Annotated in this window: 10 protein-coding genes and 1 pseudogene; 7 read left to right on the top strand and 4 right to left on the bottom strand. The window is 62.5% G+C overall.

The annotated features are described in order from the left end of the window. Positions 1-14 precede the first annotated feature (14 nt). Positions 15-83 (bottom strand): annotated as a pseudogene (locus D3M70_RS34040) (hypothetical protein); the annotation flags it as partial. Positions 84-99: 16 nt separating this feature from the next. Continuing rightward, complete coding sequence (locus D3M70_RS05200; protein ID WP_120124833.1) at positions 100-498, bottom strand: nuclear transport factor 2 family protein; 399 nt, start codon at positions 496-498, stop codon at positions 100-102. A 187-nt stretch (positions 499-685) separates the two neighbouring features. Between D3M70_RS05200 and D3M70_RS05195 the strand changes: the two genes are divergently transcribed. The 4 genes from D3M70_RS05195 (at position 686) to D3M70_RS05180 (ending at position 6,522) form a co-directional block, all read left to right on the top strand. Next, positions 686-1,873 carry an ABC transporter substrate-binding protein gene (locus tag D3M70_RS05195; protein WP_120124832.1) on the top strand — a complete coding sequence of 396 codons (1,188 nt, stop codon included), beginning with the start codon at positions 686-688 and terminating at the stop codon, positions 1,871-1,873. Positions 1,874-1,940: 67 nt separating this feature from the next. After that, positions 1,941-2,810 carry a branched-chain amino acid ABC transporter permease gene (locus D3M70_RS05190; RefSeq protein WP_120124831.1) on the top strand — a complete coding sequence of 290 codons (870 nt, stop codon included), beginning with the start codon at positions 1,941-1,943 and terminating at the stop codon, positions 2,808-2,810. After that, positions 2,807-5,299: an ATP-binding cassette domain-containing protein gene (locus D3M70_RS05185; protein ID WP_120124830.1), complete on the top strand. Its 2,493-nt coding sequence runs from the start codon at positions 2,807-2,809 to the stop codon at positions 5,297-5,299. The genes D3M70_RS05190 and D3M70_RS05185 overlap by 4 nt, the downstream gene beginning before the upstream one ends. After that, complete coding sequence (locus D3M70_RS05180) at positions 5,296-6,522, top strand: amidohydrolase family protein (protein ID WP_120124829.1); 1,227 nt, start codon at positions 5,296-5,298, stop codon at positions 6,520-6,522. The genes D3M70_RS05185 and D3M70_RS05180 overlap by 4 nt, the downstream gene beginning before the upstream one ends. A gap of 135 nt (positions 6,523-6,657) precedes the next feature. Here D3M70_RS05180 and D3M70_RS05175 read toward each other — a convergent pair whose 3' ends face one another. Continuing rightward, positions 6,658-7,350 (bottom strand): GntR family transcriptional regulator, encoded by a 693-nt coding sequence (locus D3M70_RS05175; RefSeq protein WP_120124828.1) that lies wholly within the window; start codon positions 7,348-7,350, stop codon positions 6,658-6,660. A 120-nt stretch (positions 7,351-7,470) separates the two neighbouring features. Beyond that, positions 7,471-9,042, bottom strand: coding sequence for a gamma-glutamyltransferase family protein (locus D3M70_RS05170; protein ID WP_120124827.1), 1,572 nt, complete (start codon positions 9,040-9,042; stop codon positions 7,471-7,473). Positions 9,043-9,482: 440 nt separating this feature from the next. Between D3M70_RS05170 and D3M70_RS05165 the strand changes: the two genes are divergently transcribed. The 3 genes from D3M70_RS05165 to D3M70_RS05155 all read left to right on the top strand — a co-directional run bounded on the left by D3M70_RS05165 (position 9,483) and on the right by D3M70_RS05155 (position 12,613). Then, positions 9,483-10,352 (top strand): oxaloacetate decarboxylase, encoded by an 870-nt coding sequence (locus tag D3M70_RS05165; RefSeq protein WP_120124826.1) that lies wholly within the window; start codon positions 9,483-9,485, stop codon positions 10,350-10,352. 480 nt (positions 10,353-10,832) lie between these two features. Continuing rightward, entirely contained in the window at positions 10,833-11,852 is a 1,020-nt protein-coding gene (locus D3M70_RS05160; RefSeq protein WP_120124825.1) for an iron ABC transporter permease, read from the top strand. Beyond that, entirely contained in the window at positions 11,849-12,613 is a 765-nt protein-coding gene (locus D3M70_RS05155; protein ID WP_256659718.1) for an ABC transporter ATP-binding protein, read from the top strand. The genes D3M70_RS05160 and D3M70_RS05155 overlap by 4 nt, the downstream gene beginning before the upstream one ends. Positions 12,614-12,615 lie beyond the last annotated feature (2 nt).

The raw sequence follows: 12,615 nt of genomic DNA, 5'->3' as shown, positions 1-12,615 counted from the left end.
CGAGAAAAATATTTTTATGGCTTGGCGACTTTCCACATGTCCTTGAAGCCATCGCCGCTGGTGTCACCGGCTTTGGTGTCCTTGGTCCAGGTGTGACCCTCAAGCCTTGGCGATCTCCGGCATCAGCATCCACTCGGCGCTGTCGTTCCAGACGTCCATCCGGGTGATCTTGCCGTTGCGCACTTCGAAGCGGTCCAGGTAGCGGTTGCCGGAAAAACTGCGGCCGTCCGGCCATTCGCCGTACAGGGTGCCGTTGGAATACACCACGGTATGGTCACCGCGATCCATCCAGTCGAAATTGCCCAGGGCCTTCTTGACCCACGCATAGCGCGCACCGTTGAAAGCGGTGATGGTCTGCGGATCGGGCATGGGTCGGCCACCGGTGAAGGTGATCTTCACGTCATCGCTCATGAAGGTCGCGGCGCGGACAGGGTCCGGTGCCATGGAAGCTTCCAGAAAATTGCTAACAATCTGCACGTCTTTATTCACTTCGGACATAACCCGCTCTCCTGACTCAATGATGACCCGTACCGGGCCGCATGCATCTACGTGGTGCAAAGCGCCTTAAATTGGAGCGAAATCACTGGCCATTCCGGCAGCAACACGCGCGTTTAAAGCGTTCCCGGACTGGCATCCTACTTGCTAGCAATAAATTTACAAGTGCTAGCAATCAGGAGCGTTACCCATGTCCTTACAGCGTCCAGACGTGCAGCGTCTGTTGTTTCCCGTGGCTGCGGCCTTCTCACTCACGCTCGCCATTTGCGCCGGTGCGCAGGCTGCCGAACCGCCGATCAAGGTCGGTCTGGTGGCTGCATTGTCCGGGCAATCGGCAAAATCCGGTGAGGCGCTGACCCGAGGCCTGACCATGGCCATCGACGAAGTCAACGCCAAGGGCGGTGTCCTGGGACGTCCGCTGGAACTGGTACGCCGCGACGACGAAAGCAATCCGTCCAAAGGCATGCTGGCGGCCCGCGAGCTGATTCAGCGGGAGAAAGTCACGGTCCTGTTCGGCGGTCTCGACACGCCGGTGTCGCTGGCCATCGTGCCTTTGGCGAACCAGCTGAAAACGCCGTTCATGGGCATCTGGGCGGCGGGCACCAAGATCACCGAAAACGGCGCAGCGGATAACTACGTGTTCCGCGTCTCGGCCGTGGACGAACTGGTAGACGAAGCGTTGGTGAAATACGGCGTCGATCAGGGCATGAAGAAGCCGGGCATGATCCTCATCAACAACCCGTGGGGTGAATCCAACGAAGCCGGCTTCAAGCGCGCCCTGGAAAAACGCGGGCTGGAAAACGCCGGTGTCGAGCGCATACAGGACAGCGACCTGGACGTCGTCCCCCAGCTGACCCGTCTGAAAAACGCCGGTGCCGACACCCTGTTGATGGTCGGCAACGTCGGCCCTTCGGCACAGGTGGTCAAGTCCCTGGACCGCATGGGCTGGGACGTGCCGGTGGTCTCGCACTGGGGCCCGGCTGGCGGGCGTTTCGGTGAGCTGGCCGGACCGAGCGCTTCGCGTGTTCACTTCATCCAGACCTACGTGTTCACCGAGCACAACAACGCCAAGGGCGACGCCCTGCTCACTTCGTTGAAAACCGCGTACCCGCAAATCAAGACCCTGGCGGACGTCACGCCCGCGGTCGGCATCGCCAACGCCTACGACGCCCTGCACCTCAGCGCGCTGGCCATCGAGAAAGCCGGCAATACCGACGGCAAGGCAGTGCGCGACGGTTTCTACGGGATCACCGAATACGACGGCCTGATCAAGGACTACAAGCAGCCGTTCACGGCGCAGAAGCACGACGCGCTGGGGCCGAACGACTACGTGTTCACCCATTTCGTCGGCGATCAGATCGTGCCGCTCAAACCCTGAGGCAGCACGCCCCGAGCCCGATCGACGTTTTGACCGAACCGTTTCGCACGCACTAAGGAATCACGCCATGTTCACCGCCGCCATCGTCACCGGCCTCGGCCTGGGCAGCATGTACGCCCTGCTCGCGCTGGGCTTTCACCTGACCTACGTGGTTTCACGCACGGTCAATTTTGCCCAGGGCAGCGCCATGATGGTCGGTGCCGTAATCGGCTACACCCTGTGTATCACCTGGGGCCTGTCGCTGTGGCTGGCCTTGCCGCTGACCCTGTTGCTTAGCGCGCTTTACGGCCTGGTGATCGAGCGCTGGCTGGTGCGCCCGTTCCACAGCCGTGGCTCCCAGGCGTGGCTGATGGCGACGGTGGCGGGCGGGATTCTGGTGGACAACCTGGCGCTGTTCACCTTCGGCAAGGAGCCGCGTCAGTTCGAGAGCAGTCTGGTCAATCTGAAGGTCGAGCTGTTCGGCAACGGCATCGGCGCCCTGCAATTGTTGATTCCGCTGATCGGCGCGGCCATCGCCCTGGCGCTGTTTCTGGTGCGTCGCTACACGCGGTTGGGCAAGGTGCTGGAAGCCTGCGTGCAGAACCCCAAGGCGGCGATGCTGATGGGCATCAACGTCAATCGCGTGGTTGCCATCGCCTTCGCGATTTCCACCGTGTTCGCCGCCGTGGCGGGCCTGCTGATTGCGCCGCTGTTCAGCGTCAACGCCGAGATGGGCATGTTGTTTGGCCTGAAGGCCTTCGCCGTGGCGATCCTCGGCGGCATCTCCAGCGCCGGCGGCGTGTTCGGCGCCGGGTTGTTGTTCGGCCTGACCGAAGCGTTGGTCACCCTGTATTTCGGCTCGGCGTTCACCCAGATATTGACCTTCGCGCTGGTGATCCTCGCCCTGGCGATTCGCCCTAACGGTCTGTTCGGCAGCCAGGCACTGGTGAAAGTATGAAAGACATCAAGACCCTTCTCGGCCCCGTTTCCATCGCCGTGCTGGCGCTGTTCAGCGTGGCCGCCGTTTTTCTGCTCGACAGTTATTCGCTTCTGGTTTTTACCCTGTGCGCGCTGGCCGCAGTGGTCGGTGTCGGACTCAACGTGCTGATCGGCTTGAGCGGTCAGATCTCCTTCGGCCACATCGCGTTCTACGCCATCGGCGCCTACATCTCGGCGCTGATGACCCTCGCAGGCCTGCCGTTGTGGCTGGCGGTTCCGGCTGCTGGCGTGGTGGCCGGTGCAGTTGGTGCATTGCTGGCGATTCCGGCATTGCGTGTCACGGGGCCGTATCTGGCGATGATCACCATCGCATTCTCCTTCGTCGTGCATCACAGCCTGATCGAATGGCGCGATGTCACCGGTGGCTCCAATGGCCTGATGGGCATTCCGCTGCCGGAACTGGCCGACATTGACCCCTCGATTCTGCTGGCATTGATCGCCACGGGTCTGATGATCGCCGCGTTGGCGTTCTATCAACGCCTGCACCACAGCGGTTGGGGCAAGGCCATGCGTGCCGTGAAGGCCTCGGAAATCGCAGCGCGCTCGCTGGGCTTCAACCCGGTGCTCAGCAAGACACTGGCCTTCGCCCTGTCGGCGCTGCTGACCGGGCTGGCGGGCGCCCTGCTGTCGCCACTGCTGATGTTCATCAACCCTGAGTCCTTCCCGTTCTCGCAGTCGATCCTGTTCGTGCTGGCGGTGATCGTCGGTGGCAGCGGCACGCTGTTCGGCCCGGTGCTCGGCGCCTTGCTGATCGTGCTGGTGCCGGAGTTGCTGTCGGACTTCGCCGAATACCGGCTGCTGATTTTCTCGGTGCTGTTGCTGGTGGTGCTGTGGATCGCTCCCAATGGATTGCTCGGCGCCCTGGCCCGCCGCTGGATCAAACCGACGCCGCTCACCCCGCCGAGCCGGATCGATCAGAAGCGCATCGCCGACTATCTGAGTCATCGCACCGGCGCCCAAGGCCTGCACATTCGCGACATCGGCATCCGTTTCGGCGGCGTGCAGGCAGCGCAAGGCGTGAGCCTGCATGCGCCGGCCGGCAGCATCACCAGCATCATTGGCCCGAACGGTGCGGGTAAAACCACGGTGCTGAACATGATCAGCGGTTTCTATACCCCTGACAGCGGCCAGATCGAACTCGACCAACCGCTGGCCGGTCTGCCTGCGTGGAAAACCGCCCGCGCCGGGATCGCCCGCACCTATCAGACCACCCAATTGTTCGGCGAGATGTCGGTGCTGGACAACGTGCTGGTGGCGATGCAGAAAGGTCGGCTGGGTTTTATCTTCAGTCGCTCGAGTGCCGCCCAGCGCGCGTTGGCACTGGACCTGCTGGCGCTGGTGGGCTATCGCGGGGCGGTGAACATTCCCGCGGAGGACTTACCCCACGTCGACCGCCGCCTGGTGGAAATCGCCCGGGCCCTGGCCACGGCGCCTTCGGTGTTGTTGCTGGACGAACCGGCTGCCGGTCTTAGCCGCCGCGACACCGATGCGCTGGCGATGCTGCTGCGCCAACTGGCGGGTTTCGGTCTGACGGTGATTCTGGTGGAGCACGACATGGCGCTGGTCATGGCCGTGTCCGAGCGCCTGTTGGTGCTCGACGCAGGCAAGCCGATTACTGTTGGTACGCCTGCCGAAGTTCAGCAGAACGAGCGCGTGATCGCAGCCTATCTGGGCGGCACCGAGTACCAGGCCACGCCACGGAATGAAGCCTGGGATGGCAGCCACGATGCGCGTCTGTACGTGAAGGATCTGGTGATCGATTACGGCGCCGCTCCGGTGGTGAACAAGGTCAATCTGGTGGTCAATCCCGGCGAGCTGGTGGCGATACTGGGTGCCAACGGCGCGGGCAAATCCAGCATCCTGCAATGCCTCGCCGGGCTGCATCGGGCGTCGGGCGGCAGCATTCTGCTGGACAACGAAAACATCGAACAGGCCAGCGCCAGCAACATTGCCGGACAGGGTCTGGCGCTGGTGCCCGAAGGGCGTCAGGTGTTCCCGTATCTGAGCGTGCGCGACAACCTGCTGCTGGGTGGCTATTCGCGTCGCGATGCGTTCGACGCAGACGCCGAAATCGAAGCGATCCTCAAGCGTTTCCCTCGTCTGCGCGATCGCATCGACAGCGCCGCCGGTTTGTTGTCCGGGGGTGAGCAACAGATGGTCGCGGTCGGTCGCGGCTTGATGGCCAAACCGAAAATCCTGCTGCTCGACGAACCGTCCCTGGGCCTTTCGCCGTCGATGATCGGCGAGCTGTACGACGCCCTCGCTGCGTTGCGTGATGAAGGCGTGACCCTGCTGCTGGTGGACCAGATGGCCAACCTCGCTCTGCAAGTCGCCGACCGCGCCTACGTGCTGGAAACCGGCTGCGTGATCAAGTCCGGCAGCGCTGCCGAACTGCGTGAAGACACCGAATTGGCTGCCGCGTATCTGGGTGAAGGAGCGTGCGCATGAGCGCCCTGATCATCAGCAACGCCCGGGTGGGCAACGACCTCGCCCCCACCACGCTGTACGTGGAAAACGGTCGCTTCGTCGCGGCCCTCAGTCGCGATACCGGAGACTGTGAACACCTGGACCTCGAGGGACGACTGCTGTTGCCGGGGCTGATCGAAACCCACATTCACCTGGACAAAGCCTGCATCATGCAGCGTTGCCAGTTGCAAGCCGGCACCCTGGCTGAAGCCGTGCAACAGACCCGCGCCGCCAAGGCTGAATTCACCGAGCAGGATGTCTATCAACGTGGCGCGCAGGTGCTGGACAAAGCGATTGTGCAAGGCACGACGCACATGCGCACCCACGTCGAACTGGATCCGCAGATCGGCCTGATCGGCTTCAACGCTGTCCGCCGTTTGCAGGCGGATTACGCGTGGGCGATCACGCTGGACATCTGCGTCTTTCCCCAGGAAGGGATGCTGAATAATCCCGGCACCGAGGCGTTGCTACGGTACGGTCTGGAGAACGGCGCGACGGTATTGGGCGGTTGCCCTTACACCGACAGCGATCCGCTGGGCCAGATCGACCGGCTGTTCGAGCTGGCGGTGGAATACGACTGCGACCTGGACGTGCACCTGGATTTCGACCTCAATCCGGAAGGCATGACCATCGAGCACGTGGCGCGCTGTACGCAACAGCACAACTGGGGCGGGCGTGTGACGGTCGGCCACGTCACCAAGCTGTCGGCGTTGCCGATGGAAGCGCTGATCGGCCTGGGTATACGTCTTGCCGAGGCTGGCGTGCAAGTGACCTGCCTGCCGAGCACCGATCTGTTTCTCACCGGCCGCGAGCATTTCCATAACAAGCCGCGAGGCGTGGCGCCGCTCAACCATTTGCATGCCTGCGGGGTGACCTGCTCGGTGTCAACCAACAACGTCGGCAACCCGTTCACGCCCTATGGCGACGCCTCGCTGGTGCGCCAGGCGAACCTGTTCGCCAACGTCAGTCAGATGGGCACGACGAGTGAATTGCTGCAATGCATGGCCTGGGTGTCGAGCGAATCGGCGCGGATGTTGCGCCTGAAAAACTACGGTCTGACGCCGGGTTGCGATGCGGACTTCATCGTCTTCGACGCCCCGTCGCCTGCGGCGGTGATCGCTGAAATCAGCGCGCCGGTGATGGGCTATAAACGCGGGAGGCGCACGTTTGAAAGGCCGCAAGGCAGATTGCTTGCGCCTGAATGATGACCACGCCCATGAGGTCGGCACCGATCCTGTGGGCGCAGTCGGAGGGGACGACGTCCGCCAAGGGGGTGAGCAGCCCCGGTTCGCGGCCCTTGTATCCTCAGAACCTTCCCACGGGGACTGGCAGGACTAAAGTCAGTCGCTCAACGCCTGCTTGAGATTGAACTCGGCAGGCGCTGCGGCTTCCAGCGCCAACTGCTCTTCCAGTTCATCCAGATGCTCGATCATCACGGCCACGGCCTTCTCATGATCGCCCTCTTCAAGGGCGGTGATGATCTGCTGGTGTTCGTCCGAGGCACATGAAGGCACGTCGTTACGCTGGTACAGCGCGACGATCAACGAACTGCGCACCATCAGGTTGCCGAGAATATCGCTGAGCACGCTGTTGCCGCAGATCGCGCCGAGCATGAGGTGGAACTCGCTCAACTCACGCACGATGGCCCGGCGATCCGTGTCGTTGGTCGCCTTGCGTTCGTTGTTCATGTGAGTGGCGATGCGCTGGCGCTGCTTGCGCATGATCGCAGGGGTGATGGACTCGACGATCGCCCGCTCGATGGCCCGCCGCGCGCTGAAGATATCCCGCGCTTCCTTGGCCGTCGGCTGCGACACCATCGCGCCGCGATTGGCCTCGATGGTCACGACCTTCTGCAACGCCAGACGCTGCAACGCCGCCTGCACATGGTTGCGGTTGGCTTGCAGGGTTTCGACGATCTGCGCTTCGATCAATCGCGTGCCGGGCGGCAGGCGATGCTGGGCGATGGCCTTGTACAGCGCATCGACGATGCGCTGTACCTCAAGCTGTTTGGCGGTGACAGTGCTCAAGCCCATCCATTCCTCAATTCTGCAGTAGACCTTCTGCCAGCCACGCCGTACTGACGGGCGGGCAACGGGCGGCATTATCCGCCAGCGCCCGAGGCACGGCAAACCCGGCGTGCAACGACCTCGCCATCAGACCTGCAGCCCCAGCCCGACGCCTTCGCCACGAGGATCGTGCATCGCGTGGCGGGTGCCGTCACGGTCGATACTGATGATCCCGGCGTGGCCGGTCATCGGGCTCTGTGCGGGGATCAGTTCGACCTCATGGCCCAGTTCCGCCAGGCCCACAGCGCTGTCGGGGCTGATATCGCGTTCAAGTTTCAGGTTGTCGGTGCTGTCGAAAAAGCTGCGTCCGAGCAAGAAGCGCGGCATGCGCAACGCACGGTCGATGGGCTGGCGGTAGTCGATCAACTGCGTTGCCAGGACCATCTGCGTCTGCGGCTGACCGTCGCCACCCTGAGTGCCGAAGAAGAACCGACGCCCGTCATCGGCCAGATAGCAGGAGGGATTGAGCGTGTGCGCCGGACGCTTGCCGGGGGCCCAGCCGTTGACGTGCTCGGGATCGGCGTTGAAACCGGCCGCGCGGTTCTGCCAGAGCACGCCGGTGTCGCCAAGGATGCAGCCCGAACCGAAATCGTGGAACAGGCTCTGGATCAGACACGCCGTCCGGCCCTCGGAATCGGTGGCCGCCATCCAGATGGTGTCGGCCGGACGCCCCGGCTCGTTCCAGGGCGCGGCACGCTGATCGTCGATTGCGGCGGCGTAGCGCTCGATACTTTGCGGGGACAGGCTCGCGGCGAAATCCCAGCCGCTGCGGGACGGATCGCAGAGTTCGGCGTTGCGACGCAACAGGCCCTGTTTGATCGCCTCGACCAAGAGGTGATAGTAGGCCGCGCTGCCATTGCCGATCCCGGCCAACGGTTTGTGCTGCAAGGACGCCATGGCCTGCAGGGTATAAAGCCCCTGACTTGGCGGTGCCACGTTGAACAACCGGCCCTGACGATAAGGCACCGAAATCGGCGCGACCTCCGGGGCATGAGTCGCCCGCAGGTCGGATTTGCTTAACCCGCACCCAAGACGCACGAACGCTTCGCCGAACGCATCCGCCAACTCGCCTCGATAGAAATCCTCAACCCCATGACGCGCCAGATGCCGCAACGTATTGGCCAGCTCGGGCTGACGCAACACATCGCCTTCCTGCATCCAGCGCCCGTCAGTTTTGCAAAGAGCGTGCAGATCCGGGAGTTGCTCGATCAACGGTTGACGCAGCGTCTGCCAGAACAACTGCGATTGCGAAACCGCTACGCCCTGATCCGCCACCCGCGCTGCATCACTCAGCAGATCCGCCCAGCCCAGGCGCGACCCCCACTCGTGCCGACTGATGTTCGCCGCCGTCTGCCAACTGGCCAGGGCACCGGCAGTGCTAGCGACAGAACTCGGCCCACGCAAACCAATACTGCCCGCCTCAGGCAAGCGCATCCCCGCCTGCCCGATCCCCACGATGGTGCGCACTTTACTGTCGTGGATCATCCATAGCGCATCGCCACCCAGACCGGTCATGTGCGGAAAAACAGCGCTGAGCATCGCGCTCGCCGCCAGCATCGCATCGATGGCCGTCCCCCCCGCCTCAAGAATCCGCAGCCCTGCGGCACTGGCTTCGGCGTGGGGGGTGGTGATGACAGCAAGTGGGGAAGTCGCAAGCATGGTTGAGGACCCTTATGCATATTGCTAGCTATTTATTTTCCTGTGGCTAGCAAAGCAAAAGGTGTGCCGGAGGCAGATGCGGGTGTGCGATGCCGTAGCGACCCTGCATTGATCAATTCCTGCATCGCGACTTCATCGATCGCCCTCGCTCCCAGCAAACCGCTTGCTGAATTGTGTGGGGTTTCAGATGCCCGGCATTCGAAGTTATTTTTTCACTCGGTTCCCTTCTTGCACCCGCCCCCCCTTATTGACAACGCTTCTGCAACCTCAGGCGCTCATCATGCGCAATCGTTTGCACCACCCTGGCGCACGCCCATGTAATTCCGGCATATCCCATACCGAAGCGGCATAACGCGGGCATTTTGCGCATGGTAGCCTCGCACGGTTATTGTGTTGGCGTTGATCGTTCCTTTCGATGATGGCCAGAACCAGGAAACGCCATGTCCAGAATTTCTCATTGCGCTCTGCGCCGTAATTTTCGTGAACTGCTGGCCGCCAAGGCCTGTTTCGAAACGGCTTCCGTTTTTGACCCGATGTCGGCACGCATCGCCGCTGATCTGGGTTTCGAGGTCGGTATCCTCGGTGGCTCCGTTGCCTCGCTGCAGGTGCTGGCAGCGCCGGACTTCGCGCTGATCACGCTGAGCGAGTTCGTCGAGCAGGCCACCCGCATCGGTCGCGTTGCGCAACTGCCCTTCATCGCCGATGCCGATCATGGCTATGGCAATGCGCTGAACGTCATGCGCACGGTGGAAGAGCTGGAGCGCGCCGGGGTTGCGGCGCTGACGATTGAAGATACGCTGCTGCCCGCGCAGTTCGGTCGCAAATCCACCGACCTGATCACCATCGAAGAAGGCATCGGCAAGGTCCGCGCCGCCCTTGAAGCGCGTGTCGATCCCGAGCTGTCGATCATCGCTCGCACCAATGCCGGCGTATTGCCGGTGCAGGACATCATCGAGCGCACTCAGGCGTACGAAAAAGCGGGCGCCGACGGTATCTGCATCGTGGGCATCAGGGATTTCGAGCACCTGGAGCAGATTTCGGAAAAGCTCAGCGTGCCGCTGATGCTGGTGACGTACGGCAATCCCAAACTCAACGACAGTCAGCGCCTGGCGGACTTGGGTGTGCGGATTATCGTGGCCGGCCATGCCGCTTACTTCGCATCGATCAAGGCGACCTACGACAGCCTTCGCGCCCAGCGCCAGATCACGCGCAGCACTGAAAACCTCAACGCCACCGAGCTGACCCACACCTACACCCTGCCGGAAAGCTACGTGGCGTGGGCAAAGGAGTTCATGGACGTGAAGGAGTGATCTGACGTTCCAACCGCCAGATCCACGACGCAACTCCTTCTGTAGCCTTTCGGCTTGCCGCTGGTGGCGGACTTGAATCCGCATTCGCCAGCAAGCCGGCTCCCACGGCCTTCGGCCAGAATCAAAAGCTGGTGCCACTTCCACCTGACGTGTTCCACAAGCGCTGATAATTTTCCTGATCGTTCCCACCCTCCAGCGTGGGAATGCCTTGCAGGACGCTCGGCGTCCACTCTGACGCGGAGCGTCATAGCAGCGTTATCACGCCAAGCGTGCGAACGATCATCGCGCCACGACCCAAACTCTGTAGCAGTCCGGCTCCGCTTGTTCGCTGTTCGCCGCATCACAGCGTGGCATCCGATACCCCCTTTCTGCATCGCCCCTTTCGAACGAACATGAAGATTTGACCTGTGGCAAGCCGCCACGTAGAGCGCTTGGCGATATCGCTGTATAGTTTTTTATATATTGAAATCCGAGTGTACGATGCCTGCTTCTACCGCTTCACGTCTTCCCCTGCTCACTGTGCTGCTGTTGATCGCAGCGACCATCGTGGCGTTGCTGCTGGGGCGTTACGCCATTTCGCTGCGTGACCTGTGTCAGTTCATCGCGACGATGTGCGGCGTCGGTGACATGCCCCAACAGCGTTACCAATTGATTCACAGCGTGGTCATCGACGCGCGTTTGCCCCGGATTCTTGCCGGGGTCCTGGTGGGCGCAGGGTTATCGGTTTCCGGCGCGGCGTATCAGGCGGTGTTCCGCAATCCGTTGGTGTCGCCGGGCTTGCTCGGTGTGCTCAGCGGTTGTGCTTTCGGCGCCGCGCTGGGGATCGTCTGGCACCTGCATCCGCTGCCCATCGCGATGCTGGCGTGCCTGACCGGCCTGATCGCCGTGGCAGTCGGCGTGGGCATCGCCCATCTGTTTCAGACGTCATCGATTTTGCTGCTGGTCCTCGGCGGCATTGTCGCCAACGCGCTGTTCACCTCGTTGCTGTCGATCACGCAGTACCTGGCCGATCCGGTGGATCAATTGCCCTCCATTGTCTACTGGCTGCTCGGCAGCCTGAGTGCCGTGGACTCATCTACGCTGCTGTTGACCGGTCCGGTGCTGGCCGTGGCGATCGTCGTTCTGTGCTTCGGCGGGCGGGCCATCGACGCGCTGTCCCTGAGTGACGACGAGGCTTACAGCCTGGGCGTACCGGTGCAAAAGATTCGCTACGGCGTCATCGTGCTGGCGACGCTGATTTGTGCGCTGACCGTGAGTCTGGCGGGCATGGTGGGCTGGATAGGTTTGCTGGTCCCCCATCTCGCGCGCCTGCTGGTGGGCCCTGGCAATCAACGATTGCTGATCGTGAGTGCGTCGCTGGGCGGGGTCTTCCTGCTTGCGGCAGACGGCGTCGCCAGAAGCCTCACCGCCGGCGAAATCCCCTTGGGCATCATCACCGAACTGTTCGGTGCGCTGGCCTTCGTTCTGGTGCTGCATCGCGTTCGCAAGGGCTGGCTATGACGTTGCTGGCGGCTGATCGACTCAGCTATCGCCTTGGCGACCGTCCGATTCTCGACAACCTCTCGTTCAGCATCGAGGCCGGTGACAACATTGCGCTGCTGGGGGCCAACGGCGCCGGCAAGAGCACCTTGCTGCGATTGCTGCTGGGGCTGCTCAAGCCCGACTCGGGACAAGTGCTGCTGCACGGACTGCCGCTGCCCGGCCTCAGCCGTAGCAGCATTGCTCGTCAAATGGCGTATGTGCCGCAAAGTCATGTCCCGAGCTTTCCGTTCAGCGTCGCGCACATCGTCGCCCAGGGGCGTTTACCCGCAACCGGTCTGGGCCATGCGCCGGACTCGGCCTATGAAGATCACGTCCGCGAGGCGCTCGTGGAACTGGGCATTGACCACCTGCGTGCGCGCCCTTACACCGAGCTGTCTGGCGGCGAACGTCAGTTGGTGCTGATCGCCCGCGCCATGGTCCAGCGGGCTCGGCTGATCATTCTGGACGAGCCGGTGACGGGGCTCGATTACGGCCATCAACTGCGCCTGCTGGCCCTGCTCGAACAACTGGCGGAACGCGGCCTCGGCCTCCTGTCCAGCAGCCACCGTCCGGAACAGGCATTGGCGTCTGCCACTCGCGTGCTGGTACTGCACGAAGGCCGATTGATCGCCGACGGCGCCCCCCACGACATCATCGACAGCGACCTGATACGCCGCCTTTACCAGGTCGACGTGAAGCAGATCGATGCCGCAGATCACCGTTTCTTTATCCCTTGCTGAGT

This window comes from Pseudomonas sp. LS-2, assembly GCF_003605735.1.
Classification (GTDB): domain Bacteria; phylum Pseudomonadota; class Gammaproteobacteria; order Pseudomonadales; family Pseudomonadaceae; genus Aquipseudomonas.
The sequence above is the reverse complement of the archived record's forward strand: the minus strand, read 5'-3'. Positions and strand labels throughout refer to the sequence as shown.

Coding starts and splice junctions, on each gene's coding strand:
- D3M70_RS05200 (WP_120124833.1), bottom strand. CDS start 498: ATGTCCGAAGTGAATAAAGACGTGCAGATTGTTAGCAATTTTCTGGAA.
- D3M70_RS05195 (WP_120124832.1), top strand. CDS start 686: ATGTCCTTACAGCGTCCAGACGTGCAGCGTCTGTTGTTTCCCGTGGCT.
- D3M70_RS05190 (WP_120124831.1), top strand. CDS start 1,941: ATGTTCACCGCCGCCATCGTCACCGGCCTCGGCCTGGGCAGCATGTAC.
- D3M70_RS05185 (WP_120124830.1), top strand. CDS start 2,807: ATGAAAGACATCAAGACCCTTCTCGGCCCCGTTTCCATCGCCGTGCTG.
- D3M70_RS05180 (WP_120124829.1), top strand. CDS start 5,296: ATGAGCGCCCTGATCATCAGCAACGCCCGGGTGGGCAACGACCTCGCC.
- D3M70_RS05175 (WP_120124828.1), bottom strand. CDS start 7,350: ATGGGCTTGAGCACTGTCACCGCCAAACAGCTTGAGGTACAGCGCATC.
- D3M70_RS05170 (WP_120124827.1), bottom strand. CDS start 9,042: ATGCTTGCGACTTCCCCACTTGCTGTCATCACCACCCCCCACGCCGAA.
- D3M70_RS05165 (WP_120124826.1), top strand. CDS start 9,483: ATGTCCAGAATTTCTCATTGCGCTCTGCGCCGTAATTTTCGTGAACTG.
- D3M70_RS05160 (WP_120124825.1), top strand. CDS start 10,833: ATGCCTGCTTCTACCGCTTCACGTCTTCCCCTGCTCACTGTGCTGCTG.
- D3M70_RS05155 (WP_256659718.1), top strand. CDS start 11,849: ATGACGTTGCTGGCGGCTGATCGACTCAGCTATCGCCTTGGCGACCGT.